The sequence below is a fragment of the Oscillatoria nigro-viridis PCC 7112 genome (genome assembly GCF_000317475.1).
Classification (GTDB): Bacteria; Cyanobacteriota; Cyanobacteriia; order Cyanobacteriales; family Microcoleaceae; genus Microcoleus; species Microcoleus nigroviridis.
Window position 1 is genome coordinate 7,250,898 of record NC_019729.1, and the last position, 16,520, is coordinate 7,267,417.

Consider the following 16,520-nt stretch of genomic DNA (forward strand, 5'->3'; position numbering starts at 1 on the left):
ACCCATTATATTCCCCATACTTGTCGGTTAAGACCAGAACCTCCCTAACCCTCCTGAAAGAATGTCTGAAACCCAGCAGTATCGATCGTCTTCCTATCGGGTGAGACTATTAACGCCCAAAAAATGAAATTGAAGTGCTGCGAATTGTAGATGAAGCAGTTTGGTTTCCAGTCCTTGCATAGGCTGTGGCTGTTGCATTGGCTCTACTATACTCAAGACTACCGAAGTCTTTAACCGTTGTGTTGGTTACAGTATTTGTATAAGTTTGATTACCAATGGCAACTCCACCTGCAACAGCGACCGCATATCCAGGACCCGCTGTTGTTGTGGCGAATGTATCAGCGTAAACATTGCCACCGCCTACTACAACTGTGCTTTCGCTTTCGTTAATGGGTTCTAAATAACTTAAGTCAGAGATGATTAAGCAATATTTCATGGCAGTATCACGATAAGTTTTTAGCAGACTAAATTCATGATTCTATTGAATATCTATTAGCTCAACCAGATGTTGATGAAGTGCTGCTAAAACTAGATGAAGAAGAACTACTAGAACTCGATTTGGCGTAACTGCTGGAGCTATTAGCAGATGAAACATTTACAGAAACGCTTTGACTAATTTCACCTCGATCGTCGCCAGATGCTTCGACTACGCTTTTCGCCTCAGCAATAACTTTACCATCGGGTGAGACTATGCGTTTGACAACAACTTTATAGTCAGTCATGAGTTTAACACCGATTTTTGTTGATTATAAAATTGGATGAATCCTAAATTTGTGAGTCGTAGATGGTAATTGCCTACGGCTCCATTTAAAACAAGATTTCGTCAGTAGTTAATCACTTGTTTTAAAGCAAATTAATCAACTACGTAAATCATCTAAGTAAGGCGGTCAGAATCAACCCAACTATCTAAGGAAACCTCAAGTCTCTGTATTAAGTTATTAGTAGGGCTTGAGCTCTGAAGCCCTACTACTAAATAGTTGAAATTGTTTCTGCCGACCTACTTATTCCAATTACCAAGTGACTTGATGAATTGGAGTTATCTGCTAGCTAGCAGCCGAAAATCCAGTGGAGGCCGAATACTTACCTTCTACAACAGTAGTAAAGATTTGGGTGGAGGTATTTTTCCCAAAAGCTTCAGATTGAGCTGTCGCTAGATTGCCCTTAACGTCAACATACTGCTTGTAAATCTTCTGCACGTCAAAGCGTTCCTTAACATTGAGTTTGGCATCAACATCGGAGTCTAGTTGGCCGAAAAAGATACCACCAACAACAGCAGAAGTTTCAGCGGTTTCCAAGTAATTCAGGTCAGAAATAATCATTGGTTTTTCCTTTTTGTTTGTGAGTTGGCTGCTGGAAGCAACCTTGGGTTGTTCTGTATGAATTGGATTTATCTGCTAGCTAGCAGCCGAAAATCCAGTAGAAGCCGAATACTTACCTTCTACAACAGTAGTAAAGATTTGGGTGGAGGTATTTTTCCCAAAAGCTTCAGATTGAGCTGTCGCTAGATTGCCCTTAACGTCAACATACTGCTTGTAAATCTTCTGCACGTCAAAGCGTTCCTTAACATTGAGGCTGGCATCAACATCGGAGTCTAGTTTGCCGAAAAAGATACCACCAACAACAGCAGAAGTTTCAGCGGTTTCCAAGTAATTCAGGTCAGAAATAATCATTGGTTTTTTCCTTTTTATTTGTGAGTTGGCTGCTGGAAGCAACCTTGGGTTGTTATGTAATTAATATAGCTAGGAGAATCAGACCTGTGTTGCCATTTTGGCAGATTAATTTTGACAGGGACTGAAGACGAAAAATGTAGGCTACTCAATCAACTTGAGCAGGACGGGCATTGCCAAAACAGAGGAATAACTGTATTAGCTTGGATCGCAAAGCAGTATAAATCCACAATAGCTAAAATCGGGTTTCTGAGTATAAAGTAATTAATTTGGCTAAGGTTGCCATTTTGGCAGATTTATTGAAAGCGCGGATTTTCGATACTGAAAAACCCGATCGCCCGCGGTGAGTCAACCAAAAAACTGGTACACCCAACGCCCGCAATCGGGTTGTCGATCGCTCGACTAAATTACTTACCCGCCCAATTAAACCAGCGCGTCTTAAATCCCGCAAAAAATCCTTGATTGTGAACATCAACTCCCGGCGCCAAGATATTTGAACCTGCGCCTGCGACTTCAGCTACAAAACCTGCGGTATCCGAGTGCAAATCGCTACCAATCTCAATTGCACCACCCCCTCGAACTCCGGCTCGTTTTTCCCTCACCACTTCCACATAATCTAAATCCGCAATTTTCCCCAATGCAGGCTTAGTTTCCGATTTACTCGACTTGCTGATTTGACTGTTTTCCTTAAGCAAGCGGTTGGAAGTACGGTAAGGGATATAGTCGAGGGGGTTGTAACCGGTGCACCGCAAAAGTAAAAAACAAGCCCAAGAATACTTTCCTGCCAGAATCGCTGCAATTATCTCATCCAATTGTTCGGGTTTGATTCCAACTTGGGAATGATTGGCAGAATGGTGAAATTGGGAATTCATTATTTTATCCTGTTTTGTGTAAATTGGTAGACTGTGGACTGTTGGCTGTTGGCTGTTGACAGTTGACTGTTGGCTGTTGACAGTTGACTAATGACTAATTTCTACAAACTCATGCCGCCCTTTTGTAGCTGCTTGAGAGGGTCAAGCAAAATGTCGGCTATGCTGCGCTGGCGAATGACTATTTCCGCAGTAGCTGTTTGGCCAGCTTTGAGTTTCCAGGTTTGATTTTTGGCTTTCACTGAGTCTCGATCGATACTCACTTCCACCCGGTAAAAAACACCCAATCGCTCGTCTGTTTTGGCATCCGGTGAAATAGATAAAACTTTTCCCTGAATCACGCCGTAATTTTGATAGGGAAAAGCATCGAATTTGACTTGCACCGGCATTCCGGTTTTGACAAATCCCGCTTCTCGGTTCGGCAAACTGACTTCCAGCACTAGCGGAGCATGATTCGGAGTCATTTCTGCAATAGTTTGACCCGGTTGAACTACTTCGCCGATGTTGTAAATGTTGAGTGCGGAAATCACTCCGCTGACGGGTGCGTAGAGAAATCTTTGTTTGAGCTTATTTTTTGCTTGATCGAGCAGGGTTTGGGTTTCGGCAATTTTGGATTTGAGTTGATTTAATTCCATTTCCAACTGCTGAATTTTTTGCTCTTTTTCTAACTGCATTTGGCGCGCTGCGGCTTGTTTGCTGGCGGCTTCGGCTTGCAGTCGATCGACTTCTGCCAGTTGTTCGGCTAATTCACCTTGGGCTTTAGAAATGGCGCTAGTTCGATCGCGTAAATTTTGCTCGACTTCAAACAACCTTTCCTTAACCCCAGTTGCATCAGACAGTTGACCCCTGATGGCAGCACTTTGCCTGTCGCGAACGGTTTGCTCGACTTCAAAGGCGCGATCGTCAGCCTGAGTTTTCTCGCCCAACTGGCTTCTAATCACCGCATTTTCACTTTCTCGCAGAGCTTCCTCAGCTTCAAACAATACGTCTTTTGACAGCGCTCCCTCATCTACCAAAGGTTTGAGACGCGCGATCCGCTCTTTGTGAGCCGCTACTTTTGCTTGCAATTGCACCAGCAATTCTTGAGTCTTGCGTTGCAAAGGTTTCACCTGCTCGCGCCGCCCTTGCTGGGAATTAATATCTGTTTTCAGTTGCGAGAGCAAGTCTTGCACATTCTTTTCCAGAGGTTTGAGCTGTTGCTTGCGCGCTTGCTGAGACACTAAATCTGCTTGCAATTGCTCGATTTGAGACTGCGTGGTGGCGGCTGAAGCGCGAGCGCGGGCGATCGCAGCTTCAGCCCCCCGCTGGTCAGCAGCAGCAATAGCTTGGCTCGCTTCAACTTCCAGTCGAGTTCTCTCGATCGAACTCATCTCTTGCATCAATTGAATTCGATCGGCGCCCAGAATTTTCTCAAGACGCTCCACCTCGCTCTGGGCATTCGACGGGTCTAATTCGGCCAATAATTGTCCAGCTTTGATTTTTTGACCTTCTTTGATAGGAAGGTTAATAATTTTTCCCGTGTCCGTCGGGTGAATTTTGTAAACAGCACCTTTGGGAACTAATTTGCCCTGAGCGTGACCGACTTGATCGATTTTTCCCAACGTTGCCCACGCTCCAAAAGCTACGAAAAAAACCATTCCTCCTAATATCAGCCGCTGGGGGAAAGATACTGATGGCTGGTCGAGTACCGAGTGCAAAGAAGTAGACCAATTATTAGCATCAGGCTGCCGGAAGTTGGCAATATTGATACCGTTATTAGTTTGAGAAGAGCGATTTTGAGATTCTACAACTTCTAAAGAGCGGTCTTTTTGTCGGGTTTCGTTTTCTTGCCTAGAAGCTACGCCCCCATAGACTTCACCTATTTCGTTAGGAGCGTGGCCTAATTCTTTGGCATCTTCTGAAAACATTGTATTTCCTCCAAATTAGTCTGTTGACTGTTGGCAGTTTGCAGTTTTTAGGAGCTATCAGTCAGAAGTCAGAAGTCAGGAGTAATTGAAAACTATAGCCTTTTGAGCTCTCATATGAGGTACGACTGGGCATAGGGCATAGGCCTCCGTGGGCATAGGGCATAGGGCATATTTCACTTTTTGAGAAAGGCTATATCTTTAGCCTTGTGTTGGTTGCTAATGACCAATGACCAATGACTAATGACCAATGACTAATGACCAATGACCAATGACTAATGACCAATGACTAATGACTAATGACCAATGACTAATGACCAATGATCGATGACCAATGACTAATGATCGATGACTAATGACTTAAATATCGAGTTGTTGCTGAGCGAGGTGATAGTAAAGTCCGCGTTCAGCCATCAATTCGTCGTGGTTGCCTTGTTCGGCTAAAATGCCTTTGTCTAGAACCAAAATGCGATCGGCATTACGCACCGTAGACAACCGATGAGCGATAATAAACGCAGTGCGATCGCGGCTAATGCGGGCGAGATTTTGCTGAAACCTGCGCTCAGATTCGGTATCCAGGGAAGAAGTTGCTTCATCCAAAACCAAAATTCGCGGATCGCCCAAAAGAGCGCGGGCGATCGCAATTCGTTGTCGCTGGCCCCCAGACAAACTCGTTCCCCTTTCCCCCACAGGAGTTTGATAACCCAGCGGCATATCTTGAATAAAAGCGTGAGCTTCTGCTAGCTTCGCCACTTCTATCGCCTGTTCCAAGGTTGCAGAAGCCGCATCGTTTCCGTTTTTATACAGCGTAATATTTTCCAAAATCGTTCCCGAAAACAAGAAACAATCTTGAGGAACAACACCCAACTGAACTCGCAGCGACTGCAAAGAAATGTGCCGAATATCGTGGCCGTCAATTGTCAGCCGCCCCTTTTCTGGATAATAGAAACCTTGCAGCAGCTTGACCAAAGTGCTCTTACCGGAACCGCTGCGGCCGACAATTGCCACAGTTTCTCCAGCTTGCACCTCAAAGGAAAGATTTTGCAGCGTATTGCGTTCCTCATCCTGAGAATAACGGAAAGAAACATTGTCAAACTTGACGTTTCCCTGAATGCGAGGCAGCACCAGCATTGGCTTGTAAGGGCTTTCTTCCGGTTGGGCAGAGAATACATCATCCAAACGCTCGATCGAAACCAGCACTTCTTGAAACTCGTCCCAAAGTCCCACCACTGAAAGCACAGGAGAAATCACGCTCCCAATCATCATATTAAAAGCCACAAATTGACCGATCGTCAACTGGTCTTGAATCACCAGCATTGCCCCGTACCACAGCAAAGCCGTGCTCCCCAAAGTATTAATCCCACCCCCGATCACCTGCAAAGAATTAGCCAACTTCTGCCCGCGAAATTTAGCATTAATCATGCAAGTTAATTGGTCTTCCCAGCGCCAGCGCATTTCTCGCTCAGCAGCAGTTGCCTTAACCGTCGCCACCCCAGTAATCATTTCCACCAAAGATGAATTTTGCTTGGCACTTTCGGTAAAAATCTCCCGGGACAATTTTCGCAGAAAGGGAGTTGCCACTAAAGTCAAAATCACGATCGGCGGAATCAACGCCAGCACCAACAACGCCAGACGCCAGTTATAGTAAACCATCAGTCCGATGTAAACTACAGCCATCAAAGCATCCAACCAAGCCGTAATAGCTTGGCGAGTTAAAAATGCCTGAATTTTTTGATTCTCCTGAACCCGCGTCAAGATATCGCCCACCTGACGAGATTCAAAAAACTCGATCGGCAAACTGAGAGCGTGACTGATAAAGCCGCTAATTAAAGTCACGTCAATGCGGTTCGACAAATAATCCAGCAAATACTGTCTCGTTGCACCCAACAGCGTTCGCCAAACACTAAACAGCAGCAGTCCGATCGCAAAAACGTGCAGAGTTACTATGCTTTTGCTGACCACCACTTGGTCGAGAATTACTTGGGTAAATAGGGGAGTAACTAAACCAAATATTTGGAGCAACAAGGAGAGGAGCAGAATTTGGGCGATCGCAGCGCGGTAGGGCCAGACTATGCCAACAAAATCTTTAACTTTGATGCCTTGATGTTCGGCAGTGTGATTGCGGTATAGTTCCGCTGTCGGGTCTAAAATTAGGGCGTACCCAGTCCAATTTTCGGTAAAATTTTTAATGCTCATCCACCGCTTGCCTGCCGCCGGATCGGCAACTAAAACCTGTTGATTTTTAAAGCGGTAAACTGCCACGTAGTGATTGCCTTGCCAGTGAGCAATCCAGGGATTTTGATTTCGCAGCGGAGTTAAAGAAGCTCGCACGGGACGGGTTTGAAATCCCATCCTTTCCGCTGCTTTTGCCAGACTCTTGAGCGACGCGCCGCTGCGACCGATTTCTGCCAATTCGCGCAAGTAATTTAGGCTGAATTTTTTACCCCAATATTCGCTAATCATCGCTAAGCAAGTAGCTCCACAATCTGCTGCGCTCTGTTGTTGAACGAATGGGTATTTGCGGCTCAACCAGCGCCGCTGCTTGGGTTTGGGAAAGCTGATGATTCCGTCTGCGGGTTTTTGCTTAGCAACTGGGGTTAATTTTGATGGCTCGGTTTGTGAGGTAGATCTCGCATCCTGGGGCGGCGTTACTAAGCTTAAAATTGGAGGTTTGCGGATGATTTTAGGGCGGGAATTGCTTTCGGAACTAATTCGGGCTTTGGCGCTTTTCCACTGTTGGCTGCTAAGCTGGTAAATTAGCAGATCTGTTACCGCTATCCAGTCGCTCTTTATGTCTGAATGTTCCCAGTTACTGCCGAGACTTGGCGGTGCTTGACCTTGAATTTGACCGCAGCGGAGCCAAAAATGATTGGTAGAGTTTTGACAATGCTCAGCGAGGGAAACTCCGGCAGGAATTAGGCTTTCTTCTATGTAAGGCAGTAAGTGCGGCCACAGAAGCTGTTGTTCGTGGGGAGGGAGCGATCGCAAATCTGTTTGCGTCTTGAAAAATATTAACCGCTGTTGCTCTTGAAATTCTTGCTGCAAGTGCTGTTGCAGTTGCGGGAATTCTTCTAAAATAAGCTCCAATGTGGTGGCCGCAATTCGACCGATTTTGCAAGTGCCTGCCGCAATTGCTCTGTAAGGAAGTACGTTTTCAATAAATAGGTTATCTGTGCCAAATATTGCTCCGACTTCCAGTACCACCGCCGAAATCTCCTGCTGTTGAGACGCTTCTACCGCTAGCAGCCTGACTCTTCCCTCGCAAACTAAATAAAAATTGCGTGAAGCGAAGCTATCCCGTAGGGAATCGCTCTGTTCTATTTCAACGAAATTGTTGCTATTATCTGATGTTTGATATTGAGTGATTTCATCTCCAAGCTGAAACTCGCAAATTTCACAGGCTGTATTTAATTTCGCTACTAATGTCGGTTCTGCACCGACTTCCTCGAAAAAATTCTGAATTGCCGGGAAATTTTCCAAGGCTTCTCGGGTTTTAAAAATGTAATTTTCAACCCCTAATTTTTTTTTCATAGCTTACCCTGTAAAAAAAGTGTTTCAATTTTTTTGAATTACAACTAACCCAGTTATGAGCAATTTTTATTTTTTTAGTTGCAATTTAGTTGGCTTAAAAACTGTTTGTCGATATCTCAGACGAATACCCCTTAGTTACCACATCCCCTCAACGCCTTTAGGATATATAAAATTGCGTTCTTTCAGGATTGGGCGGTGATTACGTAAGTATGGTTTTGGCTGGCTCCCAGTTTAACTTACAGAATCGTGGTTTTGGCTACCTTTAAGGACAATCTTTACCTAATCTTTATAAATTTACCGTAATTATACGGAATTTTTGTGAAGATTCTGTGAAGCGGGGCTAGGCAGGTGTTGTACCAGGCATACGTATATCTACGCAAAAATTTACATTCAGGATTCAAAAACCATCAATTTTCGACGCTTGTTTGTGAAGTCCAGATTCCGAACATTGTAAAGAAATATTGATTGCTGTTAGTTTGTAGCAGCAATTAAAGCAAATAATTCACCATCTAATCTCGGTATGTAACGGATTAAAGTAAAGTGGAAAATTCTCCGGTTGATAACGGCCTTTCATTTGGGGGTGACTTCTGTGAGAGCCCAAACCCATCACTATGGATACCCATCACTATAGCCTTTTTCAGATAGATGAGGTACAAGTTTAGATTTTAGATTTTAGATTTTAGATTTTAGATTGGGGGATTGAGGAATTGTTAATTAATTAGTAAATACCTCATCTTTATGAGAAGCGCTATATCGGTCTAAACCCCAATTAAAAATATCGGTTTCTCTGCTTAACGAATTTTGTGCGATCGCACTCAGTGTATTTGTTCTCCAAAAGCATGGCATAGTGTAAAATCCAATAACCAACTACTGCAAATGTCCGGGTCGAATCCGCCAACATCTGCTGTACCGCTGTCCCTGGAACAACTTCTCAAACATTTTTTTGGCTATGACTCTTTGATCCCGGGGCAGCAGGAAATTGTCGAAGCTGCTTTACAAAAACCCGATATGATGATTGTCATGCCGACGGGCAGTCCCAAGTCTTTGTATTTTTAATTACCGGCACTGTTGAAACCCGGATTGACGGTGGTGGTTTCGCCGTTAATTGCTGTGATGCAAGGTCAGACAGTTGCGGCGAGTAATTAACTCAGCAGAATTCAGCGATTGCCGCTGCACAATCCAGTTAAATTATTTTGGGGATTCATTCCCAGGAAATTGTGCCAATTGCGACAACTTTTGCCATCAAATACCAGTAGAAGACTTGACAATTGAGGCTAGAAAATTTCTTTCTGGCGTGGCGCTGTGCCAAGAAAATTGTGGCATCAATCGCATTATATAGCAATCCTTGCAGGAGCCGTAAATTTTTTACCCCACCCCAACTCTCCCCCAACCCGCTGGGAGTCCGTAAGAAATTCACAAATGATGCGAGGATTGCTATAGACGTGCTGCGCGGTTCTAAAAATCAAAAATTTTTGCAAGACCAGCACCACCAACTTTCTACTTATGGAATTGGTCAAGACTGAAGTATAGACGATTGATGGGAGAAAGGCTACTCTTCGGCACATCTTAGCCGTATCATCTGTTGTTTAGTTCACCCTACTTCATGCCGTTTCACCTGAGTTCGGCTCAATCAAGGCAACTGCTAGTAATTGAGCAGCCTGCACGTTACTCATTGCGACTTCCCAAACGCCTTTTGCACAATATCTGTAAAAGTTAGGAACAGGCAGAAACAATGAAAGCTACTGGTAAGGTGCATACAATTGATTTGGCTGGAAATCAGTATCAAAGCCCTCGCTACTTGCAAAGTCGGGCCAGGATTAATTCCCTCATCGACCATTATATGTCATTGGAAGTTTTGAGCGATCGACTTTCCGACCTCCCCCAGCAATTTTCCGCCCCGCATCCCCGCCCTTGGGAACCCATAGATTGGCAAGGAATCAATCGCGACCAAATTATTGGTGTCAAGCCAGAAATCTTTTTACAAATTTTGGCAAGTGCGGCAGAAATTGAAGCTCCCATCCGCAGCTACGGTAGAGAAAGTTGGTGTTACTTACACCATATTTACCCGCAAATGGCGCGGTTTATGGGAGGAATTTTTGATGACAACGGCAACATTTTAGAGATAGGTGTTTGGGAAAAAGAAGAACGCCAACATTGCCCGACTTTTAGGAAAATTTACCAGCAACTTACAGCCGAAAAACTGCAAGTTAAACCCAACTCTGTGAATGGTTGTCAATCCACAGGTGACGCTTGGCAAGATACCTACAAACACGTGATTAGTCGCCTGAGTACCGAGTGGGGAGCTACTTCTGTTTATTTATGGCTGATGGTACATTCAACAGGAGCCCTGCAACAGGCAATTTCCCAGCCTTTACAGGATGAAATCAATCATTTGGCTAAGTTTTGGGGTTTCAGCCGCTGGGCATTCTCCCAGAGTTATTTCAATCAACTCAAAGGGTCTACCAAAAACCTGATTGCTTTGCTGAAACACCATCAGATTGAACGCACGCACGGCAACGATGTGTTTAACACTTCACTCAGTCTCAAACAGCTTTCTTTGGTGTTGGAATTGACTTTTACATTCACGCGAGTGATGGTGCGTCTGCGGCGCTGGAACCGCGAGCTCAGTCGCAGTTATCTCAGACATTTGTTTGGTACTGCGCCGATGGTTGATGCACCGCGCCGTGTCGCTTAAATCTGAGATATTGCACGAGTTTCATGAACAGGCAAGATGCCTGTTCCACTCATAGTTCAATTTTATTGTGGGGTAAGGTGTGCCCTAAGCACCCAGCTATGTTAAAGTGCTGACATATCTACTCGTTTTAATCTTGAAGAATACAGCGCATGAATCAAAGTTTAATGAATCTGTAACGATCGCACTTCAGAGACAATCGAAATTAAAAGGTACTATAAATCATGCAAATTACGATCGACCTTCCCGACAACCTCCCCCTGACTGAAGCCGATGTGCGGATAGAATTGGCGATCGTACTTTATCAGCAGCACAGCCTCCGTCTCGATAAAGCCGCTCAACTCGCTGTAATGTCTGTGGACGACTTCTACCAACTATTAATCAGCCGCCATATTGTCACCGCGCCCGCAGATCCCGATGACGAGCCCGCCGAACTCGTCTTAGCCAGCCTCCGCACCTCCCTCCAGCAAATTAAAGAAGGCAAATTGCATCCTATTTCCGAACTGTGGGAGGGGATTGATGACTGACGAGACACCCCAAATCCAGATTCTATTTTCCGATGAGTTCAAAACACGACTTCGCACCTTAATTAAACGCTACCGCAGTATCCGCACCGACCTAAAACCGCTACTTGATGAGCTACAGTCTGGCAATTTAATTGGCGACCAAATCCCCGGCACTGGCTACACTGTTTTCAAAGTCCGCCTCAAAAACAGCGACATCCAAAAAGGCAAAAGTGGCGGCTACCGAGTTATCTATCAACTCAGGGGCGATACCTACATCTTACTCGTCGTTATCTACTCCAAGTCAGACCAAGATGACATCCCAGCAAATCAAATTCGAGACATTATCGATCGCACTTAAAAGACGATCAAAATTAAAAATTACCTTAAATCATGCAAATTACGATCGACCTTCCCGACAACCTCCCCCTGACTGAAGCCGATGTGCGGATACAATTGGCGATCTTACTCGATCGGCTTTTTCTAAACTGTCAAGTTTTATGATTTGGGTTGTGGTTCCCACTTACAGATAGACTCTGGCTTGAGAGGACAAGTCTTGGGAGCGATCGGGTTTCCCCTGATGTGGAGCCGAGTCAGTTTAGTCAAGGATTGTAAGGGTTTGATGTCTCTGATTTGATTGCTATCGAGGTTGAGCACAGTCAGATTAGTCAAAGATTCTAGCGGTTTGATGTCGCTGATTTGATTATTGTTGAGACCAAGCTCCTTCAGGTTAGTCAAAGATTCTAGGGGTTTGATGTCGCTGATTTGATTGTTGCTGAGGACAAGATGCTTCAGGTTAGTCAAGGATTCTAGGGGTTTGATGTCGCTGATTTTATTGCCAATGAGGATGAGCACAGTCAGGTTAGTCAAGGATTCTAGCGGTTTGATATCGCTGATTTTATGGTCATCAATCAGTCCGAGTCCCGGGAGACTCGAAAGTTTTCGATCGGCGGCATCGCACTCAGTAGTCCCGGCTATCTTCAACAGCTCCTCAACAGTATGTTTAGCTTCGGGACTCAAATCAGCTTTTTGGCGACACCAATCGGCAAATGTTCGTCCACTGTTTCCCAGTTGCGGAGCGGCGACTAACTTGGAAGGCTTATTTCCACATGATATTAGACCGATCGCACTAAAAGTAACTACTATCAAACTTGCTAAATTCATGTGTTTCTGTGCAACTATAATTTTCATCATCTTGCATCTCTAATTTCCTGAATAGACAATGGCAGGTTGGTAAACTGTCACGACACTGCCACATAGTTATAAAATAACTGTGATATTAAACTTATAGCCAATAATTTTATCTCCCTAAACTCAGGAAAATACCCTATGAACAACCCAGCATCCCATACATCATCTCAACTGACCGATCGCGATCGCGCTAACCTCAGCAAGCTAATCGATTACACTTCCATTCGATCGATACCCGAAATTTGGGCGATCGTCAAACAAAAATTCGGTCAAACCGTCGCCCTCCACGATCCCCACAGCCAGCCAGAAATCAAACTCACCTACACCGACCTCTACCAACAAATCCAGCAATTCGCCGCCGGCCTCCAAGCCCTCGGCATCGAACCAGATCCAGGAGAAGCAGTCCCTCCCCGCGTCGCCCTCTTCGCAGACAACAGCCCCCGCTGGCTGATAGCCGACCAAGGTATCATGATGGCCGGGGCCGCCAACGCCGTTCGAGGTGCCACCGCCGACCCCGAAGAACTTTTGTACATCATCCAAGACAGCGGCAGCACCGCCTTGGTAGTCGAAAACCGGGCATTACTCAAAAAACTGCAACACCGCCTCCCGGATTTGCCCATCCAACTCATCGTCCTCCTCTCCGACGAAGAACCCGAAGCCAGCCCAACCCTCAACACAGTCAAATTTTCCCAAGTCATGACCACAGGGGCCAACCGCCCCCTCAAACCCTCCAACCACAAGCCTCAAACCCTCGCCACCCTCCTCTACACCAGCGGCACCACAGGTAAACCCAAAGGCGTCATGCTGACTCACGGGAACCTGCTGCACCAAGTCACCACCTTCGGCACAATTCTCCAGCCCGAAATCGGCGAATCTGCCCTCAGCATTCTGCCCAGTTGGCACGCCTACGAACGCACCGTCGAATACTTCCTGCTTTCCCAAGGATGCACCCAAATTTACACCAGTATTCGCTATTTCAAACAAGACTTTAAAGCCTACAAACCCCAGTACATGATTAGCGTTCCGCGCATCTGGGAATCGATTTACGAGGCAGTACAAAAGCAATTTCGGGAACAGCCAGCCAACAAACAAAAATTGGTGAATTTCCTGTTATCTGCCAGCCAGCAATACATCGAGAACCGCCGCATTTTCCAAGGATTAACTCTCAGTTTGAAACCGGCTTCTGCTTCCGAAAAACTCATCGCCCGCATCAAAAGCATCCTGTTGTGGCCCGTCCACGCCCTCGCCGAAAAATTGGTTTATCAAAAAGTCAGGGAAGCTACGGGAGGACGTTTTAAGTGGGCGATTAGCGGCGGCGGTTCTTTGGCAACGCATTTAGACAATTTCTTTGAAATAGCGAATATCGGCTTGTTGGTGGGATACGGTTTAACCGAAACTTCGCCGGTTTTAACTGTGCGCCGTCCTTGGCACAATCTTAAAGGTTCCGCAGGTCAGCCGATCGCCCAAACGGAAATTAAAATCGTAGATCCGGAAACCAGACAGCAACTGCCCGCAGGCCAGCGCGGCTTAGTATTGGCGCGGGGGCCGCAAATCATGCAGGGCTACTATCTCAATCCCCAAGCGACTGCCAAAGTCATAGACCCCGAAGGCTGGTTCGATACCGGCGACTTGGGCTGGCTGACACCGGGAAACGACTTAATCTTGACCGGGCGGGCCAAAGATACGATCGTCCTCAGCAACGGCGAAAACATCGAACCCCAGCCCATAGAAGACGCCTGCGTCCGCAGCCCCTACATCGACCAAATTATGCTAGTAGGTCAAGACCAGAAATCCGTCGGCGCCTTAATTGTCCCCAATGCAGAAGCCGTGCAGAAATGGGCAGAAACTCAGAATCCCCCTTTACACGAAATTGACTGGAATAGCAAGACTATTCAAGATTTATTCCGCAAAGAATTGAACCGAGAGGTGCAAAATCGCCCTGGATACCGCGCGGACGATCGCATCGGCCCGTTCCGGTTGATTCAGGAGCCATTTTCGATCGAAAATGGAATGTTGACCCAGACCCTGAAAATTAAGCGCCCGGTTGTGACGCAACACTACCGCGATATGATTGACGGGATGTTTTGAAATCTTCGCAGGACTTGGGGAATGGAAAAGAAAAAATTATCCCAACACCCGAGTCCCGAGTCCGAGTCCTCAGTCCTGAGCCATTAGTTCATGTTTACCAACTAATGACTAATGACTAATGCCTAATTCCTAATTGACAAGCAACAACTTTATGGAACCACAATTACTCTTGAAACGATCGATTAACGTTAAAGTCGTCGTTACTCCCCGCTGGAAAGAAGAAGCTCAACAGCAACTCCAAGCCCAAATCAACCAAATAGACTCTCAGCTACAACAGTTAGAAATGCAAGGGCAGCGGATGATTTCAGAAATCCAAAAGCAAAATCTGCAGCCCCCAGGCCCGCAAGTAATGCAGCAAATAGAAAACATTCAAGTGCAGGTGAATCAAAGAAAAAGCGAACTGCTAGAACAGAAAAACCAAAACCTGCAACAGCTTCAGCAAGTGCAGGTGCTAGACCTGGAACAAGAAGTGAGTCAAGGTCAAATTGACGGCACGTTCACTGTCGGGCTCGGAGAAAACTTGATTCAAAAAATGCAAGTAGAAATTCTCCTCCGCGACGGCATAGTCGAAGAAATTCGAGGTGATATTTAGAAATTGGTAAGTGGTAATTGGCGATCGGTATTGGGCAATTGATTTTGAGTCAACATTCACACATCAAGAATGCGAGAAACTGGCATAATAATAAGTATTGCCGGTGGCCGATCGCCAATTATCAATTGCCAAATACCGATTACCTATTACCAACACAAAAGGACTTTTTACAGATGATTCGCGAAGTTTTCATGCCAGCCCTGAGTTCGACAATGACAGAGGGCAAAATTGTTTCCTGGGTCAAATCCGCCGGAGACAAAGTAGAAAAAGGCGAAACGGTGGTAGTCGTTGAATCCGACAAAGCCGACATGGACGTGGAGTCTTTCTACGAAGGCTATTTAGCAATAATTATCGTACCTGCCGGCGAAGTTGCTCCGGTGGGGGCGGCAATCGCCCTCGTAGCAGAAACAGAAGCCGAAATCGCCGTCGCTCAGCAGCAAGGAGCCGCCGCCCCAACCGCAGCCGCCGCCCCCGCTCCCAGCCCCGCTCCTGTCAGCGCAGCTACATCGTCAGCAGGTTTGCAGCAAAATGTCAGCCGCCAAAACGGCCGCAGCGTCGTTTCTCCCCGCGCTCGCAAGTTAGCCAAAGAGTTTAAAGTAGATTTGAATTCTATCAAAGGCAGCGGGCCCAACGGTCGCATTGTCGCAGAGGATGTGGAAGCAGCAGCCGGCAAAGCCCAACCCGTTCCGGTTCAGCAACAGGTAACAGTCCCCGCAGCACCCGCACCAGTCCCTGCGGCACCCGCCCCCGCCGCAGCAAAACCCGCACCCGCACCAGTCCCGGCGATCGCACTTTCGGGCCAAACAGTACCGATGAACGCGCTGCAAAATGCGGTGGTGCGGAATATGGAAGCAAGTTTGAGCGTGCCGTCTTTCCGCGTCGGTTACACAATTACTACTGATAATCTGGACAAACTCTACAAACAAATTAAGTCCAAGGGCGTCACGATGACGGGTATGCTGGCGAAGGCTGTAGCAGTAACTTTACAAAAACATCCTCTGCTGAATGCTTGTTATGTGGAGTCGGGAATTCAATACCGCGCTGATATTAATGTGGCGGTAGCGGTGGCGATGGACGGCGGCGGTTTGATTACGCCGGTGCTGCAAAATGCCGATCGCCTCGATATTTATTCGCTCTCGCGCACTTGGAAGGATTTAGTCGATCGCGCCCGCACCAAGCAGTTGAAGCCTGATGAATACAGCACGGGAACTTTTACTCTTTCCAATCTGGGAATGTTTGGAGTAGACAAGTTTGACGCGATTTTGCCGCCGAATCAAGGCTCGATTTTGGCGATCGGCTCTTCGCGGCCGCAAGTAGTGGCAAACGAGGAAGGTTTGATGGGAGTGAAGCGCCAAATGCAGGTGAATATTACTTGCGATCACCGGATTATTTACGGTGCTGACGCTGCGGCATTCTTGCAAGATTTAGCAAAATTGCTTGAGACAAATCCTCAGTCTTTGACGCTTTAGTCACGAGTCAGTTG

16 protein-coding genes and 1 pseudogene are annotated in these 16,520 nt (G+C 46.2%); 9 read left to right on the top strand and 8 right to left on the bottom strand.

The window, feature by feature from the left end:
• Window positions 1-109: 109 nt before the first annotated feature.
• The 7 genes from OSC7112_RS30075 to OSC7112_RS30105 all read right to left on the bottom strand — a co-directional run bounded on the left by OSC7112_RS30075 (window position 110) and on the right by OSC7112_RS30105 (window position 7,971).
• A complete protein-coding gene (locus OSC7112_RS30075) occupies window positions 110-436 on the bottom strand; it encodes a hypothetical protein (RefSeq protein ID WP_015179454.1) in 327 nt (108 codons plus the stop codon).
• 61 nt (window positions 437-497) lie between these two features.
• Window positions 498-722, bottom strand: coding sequence for a hypothetical protein (locus OSC7112_RS30080; RefSeq protein WP_015179455.1), 225 nt, complete (start codon window positions 720-722; stop codon window positions 498-500).
• Window positions 723-1,043: 321 nt separating this feature from the next.
• Window positions 1,044-1,319, bottom strand: coding sequence for a hypothetical protein (locus OSC7112_RS30085; protein WP_015179456.1), 276 nt, complete (start codon window positions 1,317-1,319; stop codon window positions 1,044-1,046).
• A gap of 75 nt (window positions 1,320-1,394) precedes the next feature.
• Window positions 1,395-1,670: a hypothetical protein gene (locus tag OSC7112_RS30090; RefSeq protein ID WP_015179457.1), complete on the bottom strand. Its 276-nt coding sequence runs from the start codon at window positions 1,668-1,670 to the stop codon at window positions 1,395-1,397.
• 404 nt (window positions 1,671-2,074) lie between these two features.
• Window positions 2,075-2,539 carry a HetP family heterocyst commitment protein gene (locus OSC7112_RS30095; protein ID WP_015179458.1) on the bottom strand — a complete coding sequence of 155 codons (465 nt, stop codon included), beginning with the start codon at window positions 2,537-2,539 and terminating at the stop codon, window positions 2,075-2,077.
• A gap of 101 nt (window positions 2,540-2,640) precedes the next feature.
• Window positions 2,641-4,443, bottom strand: coding sequence for a beta-barrel domain-containing protein (locus tag OSC7112_RS30100; RefSeq protein WP_015179459.1), 1,803 nt, complete (start codon window positions 4,441-4,443; stop codon window positions 2,641-2,643).
• A gap of 357 nt (window positions 4,444-4,800) precedes the next feature.
• Window positions 4,801-7,971, bottom strand: coding sequence for a peptidase domain-containing ABC transporter (locus OSC7112_RS30105; protein WP_015179460.1), 3,171 nt, complete (start codon window positions 7,969-7,971; stop codon window positions 4,801-4,803).
• An 876-nt stretch (window positions 7,972-8,847) separates the two neighbouring features.
• Between OSC7112_RS30105 and OSC7112_RS30110 the strand changes: the two are divergent.
• From OSC7112_RS30110 to OSC7112_RS30130, 6 genes and pseudogenes are all read left to right on the top strand, one after another.
• Window positions 8,848-9,105 (top strand): annotated as a pseudogene (locus OSC7112_RS30110) (DEAD/DEAH box helicase); the annotation flags it as partial.
• A complete protein-coding gene (locus tag OSC7112_RS42495; RefSeq protein ID WP_071884011.1) occupies window positions 9,101-9,310 on the top strand; it encodes a RecQ family zinc-binding domain-containing protein in 210 nt (69 codons plus the stop codon). The pseudogene OSC7112_RS30110 and the gene OSC7112_RS42495, both read left to right, overlap by 5 nt.
• Window positions 9,288-9,494 carry an RQC domain-containing protein gene (locus OSC7112_RS36445; protein ID WP_071884012.1) on the top strand — a complete coding sequence of 69 codons (207 nt, stop codon included), beginning with the start codon at window positions 9,288-9,290 and terminating at the stop codon, window positions 9,492-9,494. Before OSC7112_RS42495 ends, OSC7112_RS36445 begins: the two co-directional genes overlap by 23 nt.
• Window positions 9,495-9,703: 209 nt before the next feature.
• On the top strand, window positions 9,704-10,666 hold the full coding sequence (locus OSC7112_RS30120) for a hypothetical protein (protein ID WP_015179461.1): 963 nt from the start codon (window positions 9,704-9,706) through the stop codon (window positions 10,664-10,666).
• 221 nt (window positions 10,667-10,887) lie between these two features.
• Window positions 10,888-11,190, top strand: coding sequence for a UPF0175 family protein (locus OSC7112_RS30125; RefSeq protein ID WP_015179462.1), 303 nt, complete (start codon window positions 10,888-10,890; stop codon window positions 11,188-11,190).
• Entirely contained in the window at window positions 11,183-11,527 is a 345-nt protein-coding gene (locus OSC7112_RS30130) for a type II toxin-antitoxin system RelE/ParE family toxin (protein ID WP_015179463.1), read from the top strand. The genes OSC7112_RS30125 and OSC7112_RS30130 overlap by 8 nt, the downstream gene beginning before the upstream one ends.
• A gap of 137 nt (window positions 11,528-11,664) precedes the next feature.
• Here the strand turns inward: OSC7112_RS30130 and OSC7112_RS30135 are convergent, their stop codons facing one another.
• Window positions 11,665-12,360, bottom strand: a complete 696-nt coding sequence (locus OSC7112_RS30135; RefSeq protein WP_223300716.1) for a leucine-rich repeat domain-containing protein — start codon at window positions 12,358-12,360, stop codon at window positions 11,665-11,667.
• A gap of 135 nt (window positions 12,361-12,495) precedes the next feature.
• Here OSC7112_RS30135 and OSC7112_RS30140 point away from each other — a divergent pair, with 135 nt between their 5' ends.
• The 3 genes from OSC7112_RS30140 to OSC7112_RS30150 all read left to right on the top strand — a co-directional run bounded on the left by OSC7112_RS30140 (window position 12,496) and on the right by OSC7112_RS30150 (window position 16,506).
• A complete protein-coding gene (locus OSC7112_RS30140) occupies window positions 12,496-14,445 on the top strand; it encodes an AMP-dependent synthetase/ligase (protein ID WP_015179466.1) in 1,950 nt (649 codons plus the stop codon).
• A gap of 151 nt (window positions 14,446-14,596) precedes the next feature.
• A complete protein-coding gene (locus tag OSC7112_RS30145) occupies window positions 14,597-15,037 on the top strand; it encodes a YlqD family protein (protein ID WP_015179467.1) in 441 nt (146 codons plus the stop codon).
• Between the two features lie 173 nt (window positions 15,038-15,210).
• Entirely contained in the window at window positions 15,211-16,506 is a 1,296-nt protein-coding gene (locus OSC7112_RS30150) for a dihydrolipoamide acetyltransferase family protein (protein ID WP_015179468.1), read from the top strand.
• Window positions 16,507-16,520: the final 14 nt, after the last annotated feature.